General features: G+C 69.5%; 17 protein-coding genes and 1 pseudogene. 8 read left to right on the top strand and 10 right to left on the bottom strand.

Features of this window, described 5'->3' with window-relative positions; translation table 11 throughout:
• Positions 1 to 11: 11 nt before the first annotated feature.
• From urtE to ACLJK8_RS05925, 6 genes are all read right to left on the bottom strand, one after another.
• On the bottom strand, positions 12 to 719 hold the full coding sequence (gene urtE, locus ACLJK8_RS05900) for an urea ABC transporter ATP-binding subunit UrtE (protein WP_413149176.1): 708 nt from the start codon (positions 717 to 719) through the stop codon (positions 12 to 14).
• Positions 709 to 1470, bottom strand: a complete 762-nt coding sequence (urtD, locus tag ACLJK8_RS05905; protein WP_413149177.1) for an urea ABC transporter ATP-binding protein UrtD — start codon at positions 1468 to 1470, stop codon at positions 709 to 711. The genes urtE and urtD overlap by 11 nt, the downstream gene beginning before the upstream one ends.
• Entirely contained in the window at positions 1467 to 2585 is a 1119-nt protein-coding gene (gene urtC / locus ACLJK8_RS05910; protein ID WP_413149178.1) for an urea ABC transporter permease subunit UrtC, read from the bottom strand. Before urtC ends, urtD begins: the two co-directional genes overlap by 4 nt.
• Before the next feature lie 4 nt (positions 2586 to 2589).
• A complete protein-coding gene (urtB, locus tag ACLJK8_RS05915; protein WP_413149179.1) occupies positions 2590 to 4191 on the bottom strand; it encodes an urea ABC transporter permease subunit UrtB in 1602 nt (533 codons plus the stop codon).
• An 86-nt stretch (positions 4192 to 4277) separates the two neighbouring features.
• Complete coding sequence (gene urtA / locus ACLJK8_RS05920) at positions 4278 to 5573, bottom strand: urea ABC transporter substrate-binding protein (RefSeq protein WP_413149180.1); 1296 nt, start codon at positions 5571 to 5573, stop codon at positions 4278 to 4280.
• A 282-nt stretch (positions 5574 to 5855) separates the two neighbouring features.
• Positions 5856 to 6629, bottom strand: a complete 774-nt coding sequence (locus ACLJK8_RS05925; protein WP_413149181.1) for a DUF1194 domain-containing protein — start codon at positions 6627 to 6629, stop codon at positions 5856 to 5858.
• Between the two features lie 201 nt (positions 6630 to 6830).
• Between ACLJK8_RS05925 and ACLJK8_RS05930 the strand changes: the two genes are divergently transcribed.
• The 7 genes from ACLJK8_RS05930 (at position 6831) to ACLJK8_RS05960 (ending at position 15442) form a co-directional block, all read left to right on the top strand.
• Positions 6831 to 7769 (top strand): histone deacetylase family protein, encoded by a 939-nt coding sequence (locus ACLJK8_RS05930; RefSeq protein WP_413149182.1) that lies wholly within the window; start codon positions 6831 to 6833, stop codon positions 7767 to 7769.
• A complete protein-coding gene (locus tag ACLJK8_RS05935; RefSeq protein WP_413149183.1) occupies positions 7762 to 8022 on the top strand; it encodes an exodeoxyribonuclease VII small subunit in 261 nt (86 codons plus the stop codon). The genes ACLJK8_RS05930 and ACLJK8_RS05935 overlap by 8 nt, the downstream gene beginning before the upstream one ends.
• A 128-nt stretch (positions 8023 to 8150) precedes the next feature.
• Positions 8151 to 9104, top strand: coding sequence for a polyprenyl synthetase family protein (locus ACLJK8_RS05940; RefSeq protein WP_413149184.1), 954 nt, complete (start codon positions 8151 to 8153; stop codon positions 9102 to 9104).
• An 84-nt stretch (positions 9105 to 9188) separates the two neighbouring features.
• Complete coding sequence (dxs, locus tag ACLJK8_RS05945) at positions 9189 to 11114, top strand: 1-deoxy-D-xylulose-5-phosphate synthase (protein WP_413149206.1); 1926 nt, start codon at positions 9189 to 9191, stop codon at positions 11112 to 11114.
• A gap of 383 nt (positions 11115 to 11497) precedes the next feature.
• Entirely contained in the window at positions 11498 to 12361 is an 864-nt protein-coding gene (locus ACLJK8_RS05950) for a hypothetical protein (protein WP_413149185.1), read from the top strand.
• A 112-nt stretch (positions 12362 to 12473) separates the two neighbouring features.
• The gene (locus tag ACLJK8_RS05955) at positions 12474 to 13019 is read left to right on the top strand and encodes a DinB family protein (protein ID WP_413149186.1); all 546 of its coding nucleotides are present in this window, start codon (positions 12474 to 12476) and stop codon (positions 13017 to 13019) included.
• A 110-nt stretch (positions 13020 to 13129) separates the two neighbouring features.
• Positions 13130 to 15442, top strand: a complete 2313-nt coding sequence (locus tag ACLJK8_RS05960; protein ID WP_413149187.1) for a mechanosensitive ion channel domain-containing protein — start codon at positions 13130 to 13132, stop codon at positions 15440 to 15442.
• A gap of 11 nt (positions 15443 to 15453) precedes the next feature.
• Here ACLJK8_RS05960 and speB read toward each other — a convergent pair whose 3' ends face one another.
• The 4 genes from speB to ACLJK8_RS05980 form a co-directional block, all read right to left on the bottom strand.
• A complete protein-coding gene (gene speB, locus ACLJK8_RS05965) occupies positions 15454 to 16509 on the bottom strand; it encodes an agmatinase (RefSeq protein ID WP_413149188.1) in 1056 nt (351 codons plus the stop codon).
• Between the two features lie 153 nt (positions 16510 to 16662).
• Positions 16663 to 17709, bottom strand: a complete 1047-nt coding sequence (locus tag ACLJK8_RS05970; RefSeq protein WP_413149189.1) for an ABC transporter substrate-binding protein — start codon at positions 17707 to 17709, stop codon at positions 16663 to 16665.
• Positions 17710 to 17860: 151 nt separating this feature from the next.
• Positions 17861 to 18700 (bottom strand): ABC transporter permease, encoded by an 840-nt coding sequence (locus ACLJK8_RS05975; RefSeq protein ID WP_413149190.1) that lies wholly within the window; start codon positions 18698 to 18700, stop codon positions 17861 to 17863.
• On the bottom strand, positions 18697 to 19632 hold the full coding sequence (locus tag ACLJK8_RS05980) for an ABC transporter permease (protein ID WP_413149207.1): 936 nt from the start codon (positions 19630 to 19632) through the stop codon (positions 18697 to 18699). Before ACLJK8_RS05980 ends, ACLJK8_RS05975 begins: the two co-directional genes overlap by 4 nt.
• A gap of 203 nt (positions 19633 to 19835) precedes the next feature.
• On the opposite strand from ACLJK8_RS05980, the pseudogene ACLJK8_RS05985 reads away from it, so the two are divergent.
• Positions 19836 to 20696 (top strand): annotated as a pseudogene (locus tag ACLJK8_RS05985) (esterase-like activity of phytase family protein); the annotation flags it as partial.
• Positions 20697 to 20699 lie beyond the last annotated feature (3 nt).

The raw sequence follows: 20699 nt of genomic DNA on the forward strand, positions 1-20699 counted from the left end.
CCGTCCCCGCCTCAGACCGTCATCCAGCGCCGGACCTCCTCCTGGTCGAGATCCGAGGTCCTGCCGGAGAGCACGATCCGGCCCCGGTCCATCACCGCGATCCGGTCGGCGAGTTCCACGGCGAAGTCGAAGAACTGCTCCACCAGCACGATCGCCATCGTCCCCTGGTCGCGGAGATAGGCGATCGCGCGGCCAATGTCCTTGATGACCGAGGGCTGGATGCCCTCCGTCGGCTCGTCGAGCAGGAGAAGCTTCGGCCCGGTCACCAGCGCCCGGCCGATCGCAAGCTGCTGCTGCTGCCCGCCCGAGAGATCGCCGCCGCGGCGGCCCATCATCTCGCCGAGCACGGGAAAAAGCTCGAAGACCGTATCGGGCACCTTGCGCCCGCCCCGCGGCAGCAGCGCGAAGCCGGTCTCCAGATTCTCCTTCACCGTCAGGAGCGGGAAGATCTCGCGCCCCTGCGGCACCGTCGCCACGCCGAGCTTGGCGCGCGCGTCCGGGCGGAGTTTCGAGATGTCCTTGCCCTGCCACATGATCTTGCCCGAGCGGATGCCCTGCCGCCCGGAAACCGCGCGCAGCATCGAGGTCTTGCCGACCCCGTTGCGCCCGAGGATCGAGGTCACCTGACCGATCTCGGCGTCGAGCGAGACATCCTTCAGCGCCTGCGCCGCGCCGTAATAGAGGTCCATGCCCTCGATGGAGAGTTTCTCAGCGGCCAAGATACACCTCGATCACTTCCCTATTCGCCGAGACATGGTCGAGCGAGCCTTCCGCCAGCACCGCGCCCCGGTGCAGCACCGTCACCTTGCAGTCGAGCGCGCGGACGAAATCCATGTCATGCTCGATCACCACGACCGACCGCTTGCCCGCGATCTCGCGCAACAGCTCCGCCGTGCGCATCGTCTCGGCGTCGGTCATGCCCGCCGCCGGCTCGTCCACCAGCAGGAGCCTCGGTTCCTGCGCGAGCAGCATGCCGATTTCGAGCCACTGCTTCTGCCCGTGGCTGAGCCCGCCCGCGAGCCGGTGGCGCGCGTGGGAGAGCCGCACGAGGTCGAGCAACTCGTCGATCCGCGCCTTCTGCGCCTTCGAGGTCCGGAAGAACAGGCTCGCCTTCACCCCGCGATCGCTCGCCAGCGAGAGCATCAGGTTGTCCTCGACCGTGTGCGTCTCGAAGACCGTGGGTTTCTGGAACTTGCGCCCGATCCCGAGCCGCGCGGTCGAAGCCTCGTCCATGCGGGTGAGATCGGTATGCTCGCCCCAGATCACCTCGCCCATGTCGGGCCGGGTCTTGCCGGTGATGATGTCGAGCATCGTGGTCTTGCCGGCGCCGTTCGGCCCGACGACCGCGCGCAGCTCGCCCTCGGTGATCACCATCGAGAGGCCGTTGATCGCCTTGTAGCCGTCGAAGGCGCGGTGCACGTCGTTGAGATAGAGCTGGGTGCCCTTCAGGCCGCGAATCTCGCCGCTCATGCCTCGGCCTCCACCGCTTCCGGCTCCGGTGCCTTCGCACGCCGCGATCCGAGCTTCTCTATGAGGCCGAGCACGCCCTGGGGCAGGAAGATCGTCACCAGGATGAACATCGCACCCAGCGCGTAGAGCCAGGCATCCGGGAAGGCCGAGGTCAGCCAGCTCTTCGCCGCGACCACGATCAGCGCGCCGAGCGCGGCGCCGACCAGCGTGCCCCGGCCGCCGAGCGCCACCCAGATCACGATCTCGATCGAATTGGCGGGGCTGAACTCGCCGGGGTTGATGATGCCGACCTGCGGCACGTAGAGCGCGCCCGCGACCCCCGCCATCATCGCCGAGACGGTGAAGACGAAGAGCTTGTAATGCTCGACCCGGTAGCCGAGGAAGCGCGTCCGGCTCTCCGCGTCGCGCACGCCGACGAGCACCTTGCCGAATTTCGAGATGGTGATCGCCCGCCCGAGCAGGAGCCCGCCGGCGAGCGCCAGCGCCGAGAGGATGAAGAGCGCGAGCCGCGTCGCGTCCGCCGAGAGCGGGAAGCCCAGCACATCCTTGAAGTCGGTGAGCCCGTTGTTGCCGCCGAAGCCCATCTCGTTGCGGAAGAAGGCGAGCAGCAGCGCATAGGTCATCGCCTGGGTGATGATCGAGAGATAGACGCCGGTGACGCGCGAGCGGAAGGCGAACCAGCCGAAGACGAAGGCGAGCGCGCCCGGAACCACCAGCACCATGATCGCGGCGAACCAGAACATGTCGAAACCGTGCCAGAACCAGGGCAGTTGCTCGTAGCCGAGGAACACCATGAAATCCGGCAGCACCGGGTTGCCGTAGGCGCCCCGCGCGCCGATCTCGCGCATCAGATGCATCCCCATCGCGTAGCCTCCGAGCGCGAAGAACGCGCCATGGCCGAGCGAGAGGATGCCGCAGTAGCCCCAGACCAGATCGAGCGCGACCGCGAGCAGCGCGTAGCAGAGATACTTTCCGAGGAGCGAAAGCATGTAGCTCGGCACATGCATCCCCGAGGACGGGTCGAGCATGAGGTTGGCGAGCGGCACGCCGACGGTGACGACGGCGAGCGCGGTCAGGAAGATGCCGAGACGGCGGTCGATGAAGGGCGTTGCCATGGCCTCAGCCTTCCACTGCGCGGCCGCGGGTCGGGAAGAGACCGCGCGGGCGTTTCTGGATGAAGAGAATGATGAAGACGAGGATCAGGATCTTCGCGAGCACCGCGCCGACGAGGGGTTCCATGAACTTGTTCGCGACGCCGAGCGTGAAAGCGGCGGCGAAGGTGCCCCAGAGGTTCCCGGCGCCGCCGAAGACGACGACGAGGAAGGAATCGATGATGTAGCTCTGGCCGAGGTTGGGCGACACATTGTCGATCTGGCTCAGCGCCACGCCCGCGAGCCCCGCGATCCCGGCGCCGAGCCCGAAGGTCAGCGCGTCGACCCGCGCGGTGCGGATGCCCATCTCCGAGGCCATCGGCCGGTTCTGCGTCACCGCGCGCATCTGCAGCCCGAAGAGCGTGCGCTTCAGCAGAAGGAGAAGGCCGAGAAAGATCACGACCGCGAAGATCACGATGTAGAACCGGTTCCAGGTGATCGAGAGCCCGCCCGCCGGAAAGGCACCCGACATCCAGGACGGATTGCCGACCTCGCGGTTCGAGGGGCCGAAGATCGTACGCACGAGTTGTTGCAGGATGAGGCTCACGCCCCAGGTCGCGAGCAGGGTCTCGAGCGCGCGGCCGTAGAGGAAGCGGACGATGAAGCGTTCGATCGCAACCCCGATCCCGCCTGCGACGAGGAAGGCGAGCGGCGCCGCGATCAGGAGCGACCAGTCGAAAAGCCCGGGGAAGTTCACCCGGATGACCTGCTGCGTCACATATGTCGTATAGGCGCCGATCATGATCAGTTCGCCATGCGCCATGTTGATGACGCCCATCACGCCGAAGGTGATCGCGAGGCCGACCGCGGCGAGCAGGAGCACCGAGCCGAGCGAGACGCCGAACCAGACGTTCTGCCCGACATTCCAGAACGCCTGCGTGCGTTCGATCCCCTTGATAGCCGTGTCCGCCGCCTCCCCGACCGCGGCGTCCGCGTCGGAGCGGTAGGGGTTGAGCGCCGTCAGCGCGTCGGTGCCGCCGCGCGCCGAGACGATCCCGATCGCGGCGACCTTTTCGACGGAGGGCGCGTCGCTCGCGAGGACCGAGGCGGCGCGCGCCTGTTCCATCGCGGTCCTGACCGCGGCGTCGGTCTCATTCGCGATCGCGGCGTCGAGGGATTCGATCTGCTCCGGGTCGGGCGCCGCGAAGGCGGTATTGGCGGCGGCGAGCCGTTTGCCGACGTCGGGCGAACTCAGGGTCAGCATGCCGATCGCCGCCCGGACCGCGCGGCGCAGGCTGTTGTTGACGCGGATCGACTCGGTCGAGCGCGCGGCCACCGGGCCAAGCTCGGCGCCGGTCAGCGGGTCGTAGCCGGTGGCGCGCGAGCCCCTGCCCTTCACGACGAGCACGGTGCCATCGGCTTCGCGAAACTCAAGATCGCCCTCGCCGAGCGCCTCGAGCAGCCCGAGCGCGCGCTCGTCGCCGGTGGCGCCGATCTCGGCCACCACCTCCGCCCGGTCGCCGAAACTGCCCTCGGGCAGCCGCGCCATCAGCTCTTCGAGCGTCTGGGCGGAGGCGGCCGAGGCGGAGAGGAGCCCGAACCATAGAATCAGGGTAACGAGAGCACGCATCCGGGTTCCTCGCACGGTCTTTGAAGGCGGTCCTGAAGGGTGTGGATGCCCGGGAGCAACGCGTCGGACATCCACGTGGGATCAACTCAGTTGGAGGCGCTGCCGCCGCACTGGCCGGTCTCGGTGTTGAAGTTCCCGCAGGACATCGGCGCGCGCCAGTCGGCGATCAGCTTCGCCGATTCCGGCAGGTGATCCGACCATTCGTCGCCGAGCACGAGGCCCGGGGTCTCCCAGACGGTCTCGATCTGGCCGTCGTCCTGGATCTCGCCGATCAGCACCGGCTTGGTGATGTGGTGGTTCGCGCCCATCGTGCTGAGCCCGCCCGAGAGGTTCGGAACCGAGACGCCGATCATGTTGTCGAGCACCGCGTCGGTCTCGGTGGTGCCTGCCGCCTCGACCGCCTTCACCCACATGTTGAAGCCGATATAGGTCGCTTCCATCGGGTCGTTGGTCACGCGGTCCTCGTTGCCGATGAAGGCGTGCCAGGCTTCGATGAACGCGTCGTTCTCCGGCGTGTCGACGCTCATGAAGTAGTTCCAGGCGGCGAGATGGCCGACCAGCGGCCCGGTATCGAGGCCCGCGAGTTCCTCCTCGCCGACGGAGAAGGCGACGACGGGGATGTCCTCGGCCGAGATGCCCTGGTTCGCCAGTTCCTTGTAGAAGGGCACGTTCGCGTCGCCGTTGATCGTCGAGACCACCGCGGTCTTCTTGCCGGCCGAGCCGAAGGCCTTGATGTCGGAAACGATCGTCTGCCAGTCGGAATGGCTGAAGGGCGTGTAGTTGATCATGATGTCTTCCGGCGCCACGCCGTTCGACTTCAGATAGGCTTCGAGGATCTGGTTCGTGGTGCGCGGATAGACGTAGTCGGTGCCCGCGAGCACCCAGCGCTCGACGCCTTCCTCGTTCATCAGATAGTCGACCGCCGGGATCGCCTGCTGGTTCGGGGCGGCGCCGGTGTAGAAGACATTCTTCTGGCTCTCCTGGCCCTCGTACTGCACCGGGTAGAACAGGATCGAGTTCAGTTCCTCGAAGACCGGCAGCACCGACTTGCGGCTGACCGAGGTCCAGCAGCCGAAGACCACGTCGACGCCATCCGAGGCGACGAGCTCGCGCGCCTTCTCGGCGAAGAGCGGCCAGTCGGAGGCGGGATCGACCACGACCGCCTCGAGCTGGCGGCCGAGCACGCCGCCCGCCTTGTTCTGCTCGTCGATCATCATCAGGACCGCGTCCTTCAGCGTCGTCTCCGAGATCGCCATCGTGCCCGAGAGCGAGTGCAGGACGCCGACCTTGATCGTCTCCTCCTCCTGCGCCCGGGCGGCGCCGGCGAGGAGCGAACCCGCCAGCGCGGCGCCAAGCCCGATGTTCCTGAAATTCTTCGCCATATCTGTCCCTCGTCGTTCTGCGCGCGGTCGTTCTGGGCGCGGCTGTTCTGGGCGCGGGCGCCTCGGTCCCCGGTTCGCGCGACGCGGGCGGATGTTCCGGCCACGCTGCCCCGCCACGCTTCGGCACGGGACCCGGGCGCTTGCGCGAGAACCTGCGCGGGCCCCCGAGGGAGGGTCAACGTTTATCGCCCGAAATCTGGGCGTCAGGAGAGTTTTGGTCTGAAAATAGGCAAATGCTTGCGCGCGCGGCGATCAAGTGATTAGGTCATGATCAGGGGCTGATCAACCGGGCTCCTTCTCGGAGGGCTCGGCGGCGGCGATTTCGAGGATCAGCTTGCGGCGCACCGCCGCCGCGAAGGCGTCGCGCCCGTCCGCGGTGACGACGAAGGCGCCGGGCCCTCCGATCAGTTCGTCCCTGAAGATCTGTTCGAGATTGCCGAACCGGGGGCGGCCGGAACAGTCGTCGCAGAGGATCGCGAGTCCGTTGACGACGATCCCCGCGCCGAGCACGGCGTCGCGGGCGAGCGCGAGCGGTGGCCCCTGCGGGTTCCACGCGCTGTCACCGGAGAGGTCGATGACCTTACGCCAGCCCTCGTAGCGATTGGTCTCGATCAGCCGCAGCCCTTCGAGCAACGCCGAGCCGAGCGCGTTCGAGCCATAGGCGCGCCGCGGCGCCGCCATCAGCCGCGCACCGAAGTCCCGCGCCGCGGCCTCGCCGTCGACCACCATCCAGTCCACGACCACATCCTGCGAGGACGCCCCGGCCCATTCGACGAATGTCACCGCGATCCGCCCGAGCGCGCCACCGTTCGCGATGGCCCAGAGCACCTCGGGATGCACCATCGCATCGGCGTAGCCCTGGCGTTGCAGCGCCGCCTCGGTCATGTCGATGGAGCCGGAGGCATCCGCGAGCAGCACCAGTTCGAGATCGACCTCATCGGCGACCGGCTCCTGGCCAGCGGCGGGGCCGTTCCAGATGAGGGCGGCGACGAGGGCGGCCAACAGCATCGCGCGGGGCGCGGCCGGGTCCTGCGCGGCGCGAAGGGTGTCGGGCATGGGCAACTCCCCGGAGCCGGCGGCCCGCCGGAGCCGCCGCCGCGAAAAGCTAGGGCGAAACTCGCGGCGGTCCACCCGCGCGAGGACCGCGCGGGCCATCGCGAGGGAAGCGATACGCGCGATGGGCGGCGCGATCGCCGGAATCCGCGGCGTCTCGGATTCCCGTTTGCAGCGCCGGAATGCTGGAATAGTGTGCCCTTCATGACCACCGCGCTCATCACCCACGGCGATTGCCTCCGTCACGTGAACCCTCCCGGCCATCCCGAGCAGGTCGATCGCCTGCGCGGCATTCTGGCCGCGCTCGAAGCCGAGGAATTCGCCTATCTTCTGCGCGTCGAAGCGCCGCTGGCCTCCGACGAGCAGATCCGGCGGGCCCATCCCGAGGCCTATCTCGCGGACCTCGTCGCGCTGGACCCGAAACAGGGCTACGCCGTCATCGACGGCGATACCTTCCTCGGCCCCGGCACGCTCGCCGCCGCCCGGCGGGGCGCGGGCGCGCTGGTGATGGCCGTCGACATGGTCGTCGGCGGCGAGGCGGGCAATGCCTTCTGCGCCGTCCGCCCGCCCGGCCACCACGCCGAACGATCGACGGCGATGGGGTTCTGCTTCTTCGGCAATGTCGCGATCGGCGCCCTGCACGCCCTGGAAGCCCACGGGCTCTCGCGCGTCGGCATCGTCGATTTCGACGTGCATCACGGAAACGGCACCCAGGATCTGCTCTGGAACGAGCCGCGCGTCTTCTTCGGGTCGAGCCAGCAGATGCCGCTCTTCCCCGGCACCGGCTCCTCGGAGGAACGCGGCGCGCATGGCCAGATCCTCAACATGCCGCTGCCCGCGGGGGCGAGCGGACAGGTGTTCCGCGCCGGGATGCTCGCGAAGATCCTGCCCGCGCTCGAAGCCTTCGATCCGGACCTGATCCTGATCTCCGCCGGCTTCGACGCCCATGCCCGCGATCCGCTGGCGAACCTCAACCTGACCGAAGCGGATTTCGCCTGGATCACCGAACGGCTCTGCGACGTGGCGGATCGCTGCTGCGATGGCCGGATCGTCTCGACTCTGGAGGGCGGATATGATCTTGCGGCCCTCGCCTCCTCCGCGGCGGCGCATGTACGGGTCTTGATGGAAAGAGGTCATGGCTGAAACGGAACCGGCCGCCGAGGCGACGGCCGTCAACGAACTGAGCTTCGAACAGGCACTGCGCGAGCTCGAGACCGTGGTGGCGCGGCTCGAATCCGGCGAGGCGACACTCGAGGATTCGATCTCGCTCTACGCTCGCGGCGCCGAGCTCCGGGCGCATTGCGAGACGAAGCTGAAGGCAGCCGAGGCGCGCGTCGCCGAGATCACCCAAGGATCGGACGGCGCGGTTTCCGCCCGGACAGTCGATATTCCCTGACACCCGATCCCGGGCGCCCATTACCCAACGCCCGATTACCCGGTGCTCGCGATGCCCCGCGGGCCCCTCCGCCTTCCCCCGATGGCCGCGAACCGCGGTCGAGGCCCGTTGCGAGCATCGTCGAACCCATGGCCCATGATCCGCTTCCCGCGACCGAGACCGCCGAGCCCCCGCGGACCCGGACTCCCGCGCCCGAGAGCCCCGAGACCGCGCGGTTCCGGGTGCTGCTCGCCGAATCCGCCAAGGCCGTCGAAACGGTGCTCTCCGATCTGCTGCCCACCGAGGGCGGCGCACTCGAGGCGGCGATGCGCTACGGCGTGCTGCAGGGGGGCAAGCGGCTGCGCGCCTTCCTCGCGCTCGAAAGCGCCGAGCTCTTCCGCGTGCCGCGGCTTCAGGCGCTCCGCGCGGCGGCGGCGGTGGAATGCGTCCATGCCTACAGCCTGATCCACGACGATCTGCCGGCGATGGACGACGACGACCTGCGCCGGGGCAAGCCGACCGTGCACCGCGCCTGGGACGAAGCGACGGCGATCCTCGCCGGCGACGCGCTGCAGACCTTCGCCTTCGACATTCTCGCCTCAGACCACGGCGGGATCGATCCGCGCATCCGGGTGCGGCTCATGCAGGGGCTGGCGCAGGCGGCGGGCTGGCGGGGCATGGTCGGCGGACAGGCGCTCGACATCGCCGCCGAGACCGCCGCCCAGCCGCTCGACATCGAGGCGACGACCGCGCTTCAGGCGCTCAAGACCGGCGCGCTCATCATCTGGTCGGCGGAATCGGGCGCGATCCTCGGCCGGTCCGATCCGGGGCCGCTCCGCGCCTATGCCGCCGACCTCGGCCTCGCCTTCCAGATCCGCGACGACATCCTCGATGTCGAGGGCGATCCCGAGACGGCCGGCAAGCGGCTCCGGAAGGACGAGGCGGCGGGCAAGGCCACCTTCGTCTCGCTTCTCGGCATCGAAGGCGCGCGCGCGCGGGCGGCCGAACTGGTCGAAAGCGCCCGCGGCCAGCTTTCCGCCTATGGCTCGGCGGCGGGGAACCTCCGGCTCGCCGCCGGGTTCGCCCTCGACCGCGCCGCCTGAGACAGTATTGTGACCACGCCGCGCGCCCGGGACGCGCGGATGCGAGAAGCCGAAGGAAACGGACCCATGGGAGACCAGCCGAAGATGAACCCCGAAGCCCGCCCGCGCACGCCGAGGCTGGACCGGATCGGCCGGCCGGCCGATCTGCGCGACCTGTCGGTCTCCGAACTCGCCCGCGTCGCCGAGGAGTTGCGGGACGAGACGATCTCGGCGGTCTCCGTCACCGGAGGCCATCTCGGCGCCGGGCTCGGGGTCGTCGAACTGACCGTCGCGATCCATGCCGTCTTCGACACGCCGCGTGACAAGCTGATCTGGGATGTCGGCCATCAGTGCTATCCGCACAAGATCCTGACCGGCCGGCGCGACCGCATCAGGACGCTGCGCGCCGGCGGCGGGCTCTCGGGCTTCACCAAACGCGCCGAGAGCGACTACGACCCGTTCGGCGCCGCGCATAGTTCGACCTCGATCTCCGCCGGCCTCGGCTTCGCCGCCGCGCGCGATCTCGGTGCCCGCGACGTGGGCGACGTGATCTGCGTGATCGGCGACGGCGCGATGTCGGCTGGGATGGCCTATGAGGCGATGAACAACGCCGGCCACCTGCGAAAGCGGCTCTTCGTCATCCTCAACGACAACGAGATGTCGATCGCCCCGCCGGTCGGCGCGATGTCCTCCTATCTCTCGCGGCTCTACGCGGGCGAGCCGTTCCAGGATCTCTACGCCGCCGCCAAGGGCGCGGTGAACCTGCTGCCCGGGCCGCTCCGCGAAGGCGCGAAGCGCGCGCGCGATCTGGTCAAGTCGGCGGCGGTCGGCGGCCGGCTCTTCGAGGACCTCGGCTTCTCCTATGTCGGGCCGATCGACGGGCATGACATGGACCAGCTCGTGTCGATCCTCCGCGTCGCCAAGGCGCGCGCGCATGGTCCGGTGCTGATCCACGCGCTGACCCGCAAGGGCAAGGGCTACGCGCCCGCCGAGCAATCGCGCGACAAGTATCACGGCGTCTCGAAATTCGACGTGGTGACCGGCGCCCAGGCCAAGGCGCCCTCGAACGCCCCGAGCTATACCCGGGTCTTCGCCGAGAGCCTCGTCCGCGAGGCGCAGTCGGACGAGAAGATCGTCGCGGTGACCGCCGCCATGCCCGATGGCACCGGGCTCAACCTCTTCGCCGAACGCTTTCCGAACCGCTGCTTCGATGTCGGGATCGCCGAGCAGCATGGCGTCACCTTCTGCGCCGGGCTCGCCGCCGGCGGGATGAAGCCCTTCTGCGCGATCTATTCGACCTTCCTGCAGCGCGGCTACGATCAGGTCGTCCACGACGTCGCGATCCAGCGGCTGCCGGTGCGCTTCGCCATCGACCGCGCGGGGCTCGTCGGCGCGGACGGGCCGACGCACGCGGGTTCCTTCGACATCGCCTTCCTCGCCAATCTGCCGGATTTCGTCGTCATGGCGGCGGCGGACGAGGCGGAGCTCGTCCATATGGTCGCGACCGCCGCGGCGATCGACGACCGCCCCTCCGCGTTCCGCTTCCCGCGTGGCGAAGGCGCCGGCGTCGACATGCCGGAGCGCGGCGAAATCCTGCCCATCGGCAAGGGCCGGGTGATGCGCGAAGGCTCCGGCGTCGCGATCCTGAGCTTCGGCGCGCGGCTGCACGAGGCGCTGCGCGCGGCCGAGGCGCTCGCCTCGCGCGGGATCAGGCCGACCGTGGCCGACGCCCGTTTCGCCAAGCCGCTCGACCGCGACCTCGTGCTCTCGCTCGCCGCGCGCCACGACGCGCTCATCACGGTCGAGGAAGGCGCGGTCGGCGGCTTCGGCAGCCATGTGGCCCAGCTTCTCGCCGAGGAAGGCGTCTTCGACGGCGGACTCCGCTTCCGCTCGATGGTCTTCCCCGACACCTTCATCGACCAGGACAGCCCGGCGAAGATGTATGCCTCCGCGGGGATGAACGCCGAGCATATCGAGGCGAAGGTGCTCGAGGTCATGGGGGTCGCCCGGCTCGGCGCCGTCCGCGCCTGAGGCCGGGGTCGCGGCCAGGATCGGGATCGGTGTCGGGCCTGGGGCGCGGCGCGGCATTCCCGTGAGGCTGGCCCCCACTCTTCCCACGATTGTCATCGACCGCCGCGGGACGCGTCCGAGCCTGTTTTTGCGCGGTACTCCGCCGGCCCGGCTCGCTCGCTGGGCGATCGCCCGATGGTGAGGCGCTTGCTCACTTGACTTGTGCGCGAGGCGCGGGAAACATTCTGCAACGCCTCGTGAACGGATCCCGGTCAACGGGCCGGCGGGTCGCAGGGAGGAAGTATCATGCATATCCGTCCAGACCGCGCCGCGGCGCCCATGCTTCGTGATTTCGAACGCGGCACCTCCGCTCCCCCCGCCATGCTTGACCGGGGGGCATGAGGATGAAGCTAGGCACGCTGCGTGACGGTACCTGCGACGGCCGGCTCGTCGTGATCGACACCGATGTGATCCACGCGACCGATGTGGGCCATGTCGCGCCGAGCCTGCTGCGCGCGCTCGAGGACTGGGACCGGGTTGCCCCGGAACTGGATCGCGTCGCGCGTGGTCTCGACGGCGGCGGGCAGCCGATGGAGCGGTTCCACGAGCGCGGGGCGCAATCGCCGCTGCCGCACGGGCCGCGGCTATTGGTCGCACGCGACCCGGCCGGTCCGGAGGATGCGACGCCGATGCTCAGGCCGATCACGGCGGACGGTTTCCTCGACCCGCGCGGTCCGCTGCCCGAAGCCTGCGAGGTCGCGGTCTCCCTCGCGGTCGCCGCCGGTCCGGTTCCGGCGGGCGTGAACCAGGCGGAGGCCGGCGAGACCATCCGGCTCGCGCTCCTGATGCTGACGCTGATCGGCCCGGATACCGAGGAGGGCATGGAGCCGATCTGCTTCGCGCCCGCGGCCGTGACGCCCGACGCTCTCGACCATGAGGGCGAATGGGCGGTGGCGCCGCGTCTCACGATCAATGGCCAGGCCTTCGGTCCCGTGCAGCCGATCCGGCGGGACGGGTTCGCGGCGCTGATCGCGCGGGCGGCCGAGGCGGGCGCCGTCGAGGCGGGCAGCCTCATCGCCGGCCCGACGCTGATCCGCCGCCCGGTCGAGGCGGGCGACCAGATCCGCCTTGAGGCGCGCGAGCCGGGCGGCCGCTCGATCTTCGGCGCGATCGAACAGGAGATCGGCGGCGCGCTGCCGAGGCCGGCCATGGCGGGCGCTGGCATGGGGATCGGCATGGCGGCGCAGATGATGTGGGCGCCCTATTGAGTCTTCGCATTTCCGCGAGCATCATGACGACGACGTGCCCCGGTTTTCGGGGCACGCGCTTTTTCAGGACCTGCCGCATCGACAGGATCACGGCGAAGGATGGGGTCGGGCGATGGAGCCGAGCGGCGACCGGTTGATTGATCATTTCAGGCTGATGGCGCGCAACAATCACTGGGCGAACCAGCGGCTTCTCGACGCCTGCGTGAAGCTCGGCCGCGCCGGGTTCGACGCGCCCAGGGTCGGCTTCTTTCCGTCCCTGCGCGAGACGCTGACGCATGTCTATCTGATCGACCAGTACTATCGCGACGCGCTTGAGGAAGGCGGGGTTGGCCTTGCGATCTTCCGCCGGCCGCCGGTCTTCGAAGGGCCGGAGGATCTGCGGATCGCGCAGGCCGTTTCCGACCGCAAGCTGATCGCCTTCTGCGACGAGCTTTCGCCCGCCGACCTCGACTGGAGCGTGCTGACCGACCGGGGCGCCCAGGGCATGATCCCCGAGCGGGTCACCGCCCTGCTGGCACATCTCTTCCAGCATCAGATCCATCACCGCGGTCAGGCGCATGCGATGCTGGCTTCCACGCGCGTGCATCCGCCGCAACTCGACGAGTTCTTCCTCGACTATGACCGCGATCCGGCGGCGGAGCGGGCACGCGCGGGCTGAAACCCGCCGTTCACGCAACCGGGGGTCTCCTGGCAGCGCGGTGCCGTGTACTAGTCTCGGCACCGATTCCAGACGCGTCCAGAACGCCCACCCGGAGCCCGAATACCCCGATGCACCCGCTCGCCGCCCTTCTGCTTGCCCTGTTCTGCCTGCTTTCCCCGCCCGCGGCGCTGGCCCAGCAAGGCCCGGCGCCCGTCCAGAACGGGGCGGGTCAGGCGGAGACCACCGAAGCACCCCCGGAAGCCCTGTCGCCGTCCGACGCCGCGCGGCTGCTGGCCGATGTGATCTCGGACCCCGAGGCGCGCGCGGCGCTGGTCGAGGAATTGCGGACCCCCGAGCCGGCGCCCACCGATGAGCCGGCCGCCCAGGCCCCGGCCGAACCCGGCGCCGCCTCGGAGTCTGCTCCGGCGCCGGCGGAGACCACCGCCGCGCCGGCCCCCGGCGACACCGCGACACCCGCCGCGCCCGCGCCCGGGGAAGGCGAAGTCCCCGCAGCCGAGACGCCGAGCGTGGAGCAATCGATCACCGCCGCCGTCGCGACGCATACGCTCGGCTTCGCCGAGGCCGTGGCCGTGGGGGCGCGGACCTTCTGGGCCGAGGTCACCGATTTCGAGGGCATGCGCGCCCGGCTCGCCGCGGTGAACTGGCCGAGCGTTCAGGACGCGGTCGAGGCGGTCGGAATCGTCGTCGTGGTGACGCTCGGCATCTTCGCCGTCCTGCGCGTCGCCGCCCGGCGCCCGCGCGGGCGTTTCGGCGCCGCCGTCGCCCGCCGGGCGGCGGAACGGAACTGGGTGCGGCGGCTGATCGCGGTGACGATCGCCCTGGTGATCGACATCGCGATCCTGCTGCTCGCCTGGACCGCCGGCTACGCCGTCGCCATCGCCGTCGGGGACGCCGGACGGATGGATCTGCGGCAAAGCCTGTTTCTCAACGCCTTCCTCGCCGTCGAACTCGTGAAGGCCGCGATGCGGCTGGTTCTGGCGCCGAAACTGCCGACGCTCCGGTTCTGGGCGATGGGCGACGACCGCGCCCGCCGCCTCTACCGCGGCTCCGCCCGGATCACCGAGGTGCTCGGCTACGGCATGCTGCTCGCCGCGCCGGTGGCGCGCAGGGCGGTCTCCTGGAACTTCGGCGAGACCGTCGAGCGAACCGCGCTCCTGATCGCCGGTTGCGTCGCGATCGCGATCATCCTGCGCAACCGGACCTCGGCGGCGTCCACGCTGATGGCGAAGGCGGCGCGCTATCCGGACGGGCTGCTCGGCATGGGGCTCGCGCTCCTCGCCCGTGTCTGGCACGTTCTGGCGATCGCCTATGTGCTGGCCGTGCTGCTGGTCTGGTCATCGCAACCCTTCGACTCCCTCGGATTCGTCGTCAAGGCGACGCTGCATTCGGGGATCGCGATCCTGGTCGGCACGGTGCTCATGCTGGTCCTGACCCGCGTGATCACCGGGGGCATCAGGCTGCCCGAGCGGCTCGACCGCGCGATGCCGGCGCTGGGCGGGCGACTCAACACCTATGTGCCGGCCTTCCTCGCCGCCGGCCGGCTCCTGATCCTCGTCGCGGTCATCGGCGCGATCCTGCGCGCCTGGGACATATTCGACCTCGCCGCCTGGCTTACCGAGACCGAGATGGGCCGGCATGTGACCGAGGCCTTGGTCTCCGCGGGCGTGATCCTGCTCGCGGGCGCGGTCTTCTGGGTCGTCTCCTCGTCCTGGATCGAATTCCACATGATGCCGAGCGGCAACCGGGTCCCGACCGCCCGCGAGCAGACGCTGCTCGCGCTGCTGCGAAACGGCATCGCGGTCGCGGTCGCGGTGGTGACGCTCATGCTCGTGCTCTCGGCGATCGGGGTCAATATCGCGCCGCTCCTCGCCGGTGCCGGTGTCTTCGGCCTCGCCGTCGGCTTCGGCGCGCAGACGCTGGTGAAGGACATCATCACCGGGGCCTTCATCCAGCTCGAGAATGCGATGAACACGGGCGACACGGTGACGGTCGGCGGCGTCACCGGCACGGTCGAGAGGCTTACGATCCGCTCGGTTTCGCTGCGCGATGCCTCGGGGACCTATCACCTGATCCCGTTCAGCTCGGTCACCGCGATCGCGAATTTCAGCAAGGACTTCGCCTATTACGTCGCCGAGGTGGTGATCGGCCGCGGCACGGATGTGGAGCGGGTGAAGGAGATCATGCACCAGGCCTTCGACGAATTGCGCGCATCGCCCGCCGGCGCGCCGCTCGCCGGTCCGTTCGACATGCAGGGCGTCGCGAGCTTCACCGACGCGACCGCCACGGTCCAGGCGCGGATCATGACCCGGGCCGGCCGCCAATGGGCGGTCGGACGCGCCTATAACGAGTTCCTGACGCGCAAGCTCGACGCGGCGCGCATCTATGCCGAGCCCGCCGCCCCGGCGCCTGTTCCGGCCTGAGACGCGGCGGTTTACCGCGCCTTCCGTACCGCGGGGCTCGCCACGACGAGGCTCAGGATCTCGAACAGCATCTGCGCCCCGGCATGGGCGGTATTCGTCGTCGCATCGTATTGCGGCGCGACCTCGACCACGTCGCCGCCGACGATGTTGATCCCGTTCAGCCCGCGCAGGATCGCCTGAACCTCGCGCGTGGTCAGCCCGCCGATCTCGGGCGTGCCGGTGCCGGGCGCGAAGGCCGGATCGAGGCTGTCGATGTCGAAGGAAACATAGGTCGGCCCGTCGCCGATCACGTCGCGGGCGCGTTCGACCACCGCGCGGGGGCCGATCTCGGCCACCTCCTCGGCGTTCAGCATGGTCATCCCGCTTTCCTCGGCGAATTCGTAGAGATAGCCGGAGGCTCCGCGCAGGCCGATCTGGATCACGCGCTCGGGGTCGAGCACACCGTCGAGCACGGCGTTGCGGAAGGGCGCGCCGTGGTTGAAACGCTCGCCGTCGAAAGGCCCGCCGGTGTCGGAATGGGCGTCGATATGGACGAGGCCGACCGGCCGCGCGCGCCCCACCGCCTTCAGGATCGGATGGGTCATCGAATGATCCCCGCCGACGGAGAGCGGGATCACGCCCTGCGCGACCATCGCGGAGATCCAGGCCTCGATCTCCGCGTGGCTCTGGTGGAGGCCGTAGCGGCCGGAGAAGGGCACGTCGCCCACGTCGGCGACCGCCAGATCGTAGATCGGCGCGCATTTGAGCACGTGGTTGTAGGGACCGACCCGCTCGATCGTCCGGATCGCGCGGGGGCCAAACCGGGCGCCCGACCGGTTGCCGACGCCGAGATCCATCGGAACGCCGGTGATCGCGACGTCGAGGCCGGAGAAATCCGGGGCCGTCGGATCGACCTGCCTGAACGGGGCGGTGAGAAAGGTCGGCACGCCCACGAAGGGCGCCGGGCGCGCGCCGCGGCTGAAGACCTTCGCCGCGACCTTCGCATAGACCGGATCGTACATCCGCCCGCCCGGATCATCTGCGTAGCGCGCGCGGAGCCGCGCGAGCTTCTCCTCGGTAAAGGCCATCGCCTCCCTCCCCGTCCCTCGTCCCGGCGACCCGTCGCGGGGCCGGCCTGTGCTACCTGGCCAGCGCCTTGTCGGTCACCGCGTGGGTCCAGGCCCCTTCCGGCGCCTTGGTGATGACNTCGTCCCGGCGACCCGTCGCGGGGCCGGCCTGTGCTACCTGGCCAGCGCCTTGTCGGTCACCGCGTGGGTCCAGGCCCCTTCCGGCGCCTTGGTGATGACGGGATCGGAGCCGGCCGTCAGAAGCGTCTCGACCGTGCGCTCGTAATCCGCCGGGTCGAGCGTGCCATCGGATTCGGCGGTCAGCTTCGCGACCTCGCCCATCATGCGGACCTGATGCGTCTCGGTCTGCGCGCCGGTCGCATCATTGTCGAGAACGATCTCCGCCGCCTCCTGCTGGTTCTCCTCGGCGTATTTCCAGCCCTTCATGCTCGCGCGCACGAACTTGGCCATGGTCTCGACGAAGGCCGGGTCCTTCAGGTTCTCCTCCAGGACATAGAGTCCGTCCTCCAGCGTCGCGACACCCTCATCGTTGTAGTTGAAAACGGTGAGTTCCTCCGGGGTCAGCCCGCCGTCGATGACCTGCCAGTACTCGTTATAGGTCATCGTCGAGATGCAGGCCGCCTGTTTCTGCAGCAGCGGATCGACGTTGAAGCCTTGCTTCAGCACCGTCACGCCCTCGGCGCCCCCGTCCGTCGAATAGCCGAGCTTCGACATCCAGCTCAGGAACGGATATTCGTTGCCGCCGAACCAGACGCCGAGGGTCTGGCCGGGGAAGTTCCCGGTCGAAGTGACGCCGGAATCGTTCCGGCAGGTCAGCATCATCCCCGACCGCTTGAACGGCTGCGCGATATTGACCAGCGCCAGACCCTTCTCGCGCGCGGCGAGCGCCGAGGGCATCCAGTCGACGATCACATCCGCGCCGCCGCCCGCCAGCACCTGCGCGGGCGCGATGTCGGGGCCGCCCGGGTTCACCGTCACGTCGAGCCCCTCTTCCTCGTAGAACCCCTTGTCGAGCGCGACGTAGTAGCCCGCGAACTGCGCCTGCGTGACCCATTTGAGCTGCAGCGTCACCTCCTGCGCCTGCGCGGCGGCGGCGAGCAGAACGGCGGCCGAGGCGGAGGCGAGCAAAGTGGCGGTCGAGGCGGAGGCGAGCAAAGTGGCTGTCGAGGCTCCGGCGAAGGCGGCGATCCGTGTCATCATCTTGGCTTTAACTCCTTGGTTGGGCCACGGGGCCGCGGGAATGGCGGCCCCGGAGGCGCCGGCCCTGAGAGCGGGCTCACGGAGGATCAAACCGGTGCCCGCGCGGTTTTTCAAGCCACATAAACGTTTCCATCAGGCCATTCTGCCGCATTCACCGCCGCTGCGACGGATGCCAGAAGGTTGACCAGCGTTCGAGGAACGCGATCAGCCCGTAGAAGACCGAACCGACGATCGCCGCGACCGCGATCTCGGCCCAGACCATGTCGAGCGCCAGCCGCCCGACCTCCGCCGAGATGCGGAACCCCATGCCGCGTGTGGGCGAGCCGAAAAACTCCGCGACGATGGCGCCGATCAGCGCGAGCGTGGCGCAGATCTTCAGCCCGTTGAAGATGAACGGCGCCGCCGCCGGCAGGCGCAGGTTCCAGAGCACCTCGGCGTGGCTCGCCGCGTAGGTCCGCATCAGGTCGCGCTCCATCGGCCCCGACGCCTGGAGGCCCTGGACCGTGTTCACGAGCATCGGGAAGAAGACCATCAGCACGACCACCGCCGCCTTCGACTGCCAGTCGAAGCCGAACCACATCACCATGATCGGCGCCATGCCGACGATCGGCAGCGCCGAGGCGAAATTGCCGATGGGAAGCAGGCCCCGGCGCAGGAAGTCGTAGCGATCAACCACGAGCCCGGTCAGGAAAGCCGCGCCGCAGCCGATGGCATAACCGCTGAGCGCGCCCTTGAAGAAGGTCTGGATCACATCCTCGCGCAGGATGGGCCCGCTCGACACCATCCGCGCGAGGATCGCGCTCGGCGCCGGCAGCAGCACCGGCGAGATCGCGAGGCCGCGCACGATGAACTCCCAGAAGAGCAGCAGCGAGACCCCGAAGACGATCGGCGGCCCTACCCGCCCGACCCGCCCCACCCCGCGCGCGAGCCGCGTGTTGAGCGCCCAGCCGCCGAGCCAGACGGCGAAGGCGGCGATGACCCACGGGTTCATCGCGCCCCCTCCGGCCTCGCCCCCATCGCGCGGGCGACGAGGCGCTCGACAAGGCCGATGGCCGCGATCAGGAGCGAGGCGAGCAGCGCCGCCATGAAGAGCGCCGACCAGATCTGCACGGTCTGGCCGTAGTAGCTGCCCGAGAGCATCCGCGCGCCGAGACCCGCGACCGCGCCGGTCGGAAGTTCGCCGATGATCGCGCCGACGAGGCTCGCCGCCGCGGCGATCTTCAGCGAGGCGAAGAGGTACGGCACCGAGGCGGGCCAGCGCAGCGCGCGGAAGGTCTGGCCCGCCGTCGCATTCCAGGTCCGCATCTGGTCGAGCAGCATCTGATCGGGCGAGCGGAAGCCCTTCACCATGCCGACGACGACCGGGAAGAAGGAAAGATACATCGAGATCAGCGCCTTCGGCAGCAATCCTGTTACACCGATCGAATTCAGCACCACGATGATCATCGGCGCGATGGCGAGGATCGGGATCGTCTGGCTCGCGATGACCCAGGGCATGACGCTCGCATCCATGGTCCGGTCGCGCACGATGCCGATGGCGAGCAGGACGCCGAGCGCGGCGCCGAGGGCGAAGCCGGTCAGGGTCGCGGCGAGCGTGATCCAGGAATGATAGACCAGGCTCCGCTTCGAGGTCGGCCGCGTCTCGACGGTGGTCTTCCAGACCTCGGCGACGATCTGGTCGGGAGCGGGAAGCCGCGGCCGTTCCTGCGTCAGCGTCGCCTCGACGAGCGCGAGCCCCGAGAGCGGCGCCCCCGCCCGCTCGGCCGCGTCCCGCGCCATCGGCGCGTTGAGCGCGATCGCGGCGATGTACCAGACCGCCAGCAGCACGGCGAGCACGGTCAGGATCGGGACGGCGGAACCGCGCGCGCTCACGAGCCACCCCGCGCCAGGGCGCCCGGCCCGCCCCGGACCCCGCTCCGCCATTGCCATCGCATCCCGCTCGCGCCGCCCCTCGACTTCCTTGGCCGAAGGTTATCAGCATTCGCCGCCCCGTCCATCCCGATCCTCCATCCCGATCCGTCCGGCTCGATCCGGGGGGCTCGATGCAGAGGGCTCGATCAGAGGACCCGCTCGAAGACGCGGAAGCGCCGGATTACCCGAGCATCGCTCTCGCCGAGGACGCGGAGCTCCTCGGCTGGGGCGCGCTCTCCGGCCTCGCCGCCGATCCCGACGCGCCCGGCCGACTCCACGCGGTCAGCGACAGCGTCTACGACGCCGAGCCCCGGATCTTCGAGATCGACGCCACCGTGACCCCGGCCCGGATCACGCGGGCGATCGACGTGACCCGGGGCGGCGTCCCGGCGCGGAAGCTCGACCTCGAAGGTATCGCGCCCGATGGCGAGGGCGGCTTCTGGCTCGCGAGCGAGGGCGACCGGGCGAAGCTCGTCCCGCACGCGCTCATCCATGTCGATGCCGAAGGCGAGATCGAGGACGAGATCGCCTTTCCCGACGAACTCGCCGCCGCCGAGACCCGCTTCGGCGCCGAGGGCGTCGCCGTGATCGACGGCAGGATCTGGGTCGCGGTCCAGCGCGAATGGGGCGACGATCCGAAGGGCGAGGCGAAGCTCCTCGCCTACGAACCCGAGGCGGAGACCTGGGGCGGCGTGCGCTACCCGCTCGACACCGCGCCGGAGGGCGGCTGGGTCGGGCTCTCGGAAATCGCAGCGGCCGGCGGTTACGCCTGGTTCATCGAGCGCGACAACCGGATCGGCGCGGCGGCGAGGGTGAAGCAGATCACCCGCGTGGCGCTGTCGGATATGGAACCCGCGCCGCTCGACGGCGACCTGCCGCTGGTGACGAAGGAGGTCGTCCGCGACCTGCTGCCGGACCTCGCGGCCACGGGGGGCTATGTCGTGGACAAGGTCGAGGGTTTCGCGATCGACGCGGCGGGCGAGGCCTATGCCGTCACCGACAATGACGGGGTGGACGATAGTTCGGGCGAGACGCATTTCCTCCGCCTCGGCCCGGTCGGGGCCAAGCCCGAGTGAGCC

The sequence above is a fragment of the Amaricoccus sp. W119 genome, assembly GCF_047275745.1.
Classification (GTDB): domain Bacteria; phylum Pseudomonadota; class Alphaproteobacteria; order Rhodobacterales; family Rhodobacteraceae; genus Amaricoccus.

Excerpts from the sequence above, each read along its gene's own strand:
- urtD (WP_413149177.1), bottom strand. The coding sequence starts at position 1,470 with ATGAGCGGCGAGATTCGCGGCCTGAAGGGCACCCAGCTCTATCTCAAC.
- urtC (WP_413149178.1), bottom strand. The coding sequence starts at position 2,585 with ATGGCAACGCCCTTCATCGACCGCCGTCTCGGCATCTTCCTGACCGCG.
- urtB (WP_413149179.1), bottom strand. The coding sequence starts at position 4,191 with ATGCGTGCTCTCGTTACCCTGATTCTATGGTTCGGGCTCCTCTCCGCC.
- urtA (WP_413149180.1), bottom strand. The coding sequence starts at position 5,573 with ATGGCGAAGAATTTCAGGAACATCGGGCTTGGCGCCGCGCTGGCGGGT.
- ACLJK8_RS05925 (WP_413149181.1), bottom strand. The coding sequence starts at position 6,629 with ATGCCCGACACCCTTCGCGCCGCGCAGGACCCGGCCGCGCCCCGCGCG.
- ACLJK8_RS05930 (WP_413149182.1), top strand. The coding sequence starts at position 6,831 with ATGACCACCGCGCTCATCACCCACGGCGATTGCCTCCGTCACGTGAAC.
- ACLJK8_RS05935 (WP_413149183.1), top strand. The coding sequence starts at position 7,762 with ATGGCTGAAACGGAACCGGCCGCCGAGGCGACGGCCGTCAACGAACTG.
- ACLJK8_RS05940 (WP_413149184.1), top strand. The coding sequence starts at position 8,151 with ATGGCCCATGATCCGCTTCCCGCGACCGAGACCGCCGAGCCCCCGCGG.
- dxs (WP_413149206.1), top strand. The coding sequence starts at position 9,189 with ATGAACCCCGAAGCCCGCCCGCGCACGCCGAGGCTGGACCGGATCGGC.
- ACLJK8_RS05950 (WP_413149185.1), top strand. The coding sequence starts at position 11,498 with ATGAAGCTAGGCACGCTGCGTGACGGTACCTGCGACGGCCGGCTCGTC.
- ACLJK8_RS05955 (WP_413149186.1), top strand. The coding sequence starts at position 12,474 with ATGGAGCCGAGCGGCGACCGGTTGATTGATCATTTCAGGCTGATGGCG.
- ACLJK8_RS05960 (WP_413149187.1), top strand. The coding sequence starts at position 13,130 with ATGCACCCGCTCGCCGCCCTTCTGCTTGCCCTGTTCTGCCTGCTTTCC.
- speB (WP_413149188.1), bottom strand. The coding sequence starts at position 16,509 with ATGGCCTTTACCGAGGAGAAGCTCGCGCGGCTCCGCGCGCGCTACGCA.
- ACLJK8_RS05970 (WP_413149189.1), bottom strand. The coding sequence starts at position 17,709 with ATGATGACACGGATCGCCGCCTTCGCCGGAGCCTCGACAGCCACTTTG.
- ACLJK8_RS05975 (WP_413149190.1), bottom strand. The coding sequence starts at position 18,700 with ATGAACCCGTGGGTCATCGCCGCCTTCGCCGTCTGGCTCGGCGGCTGG.
- ACLJK8_RS05980 (WP_413149207.1), bottom strand. The coding sequence starts at position 19,632 with ATGGCGGAGCGGGGTCCGGGGCGGGCCGGGCGCCCTGGCGCGGGGTGG.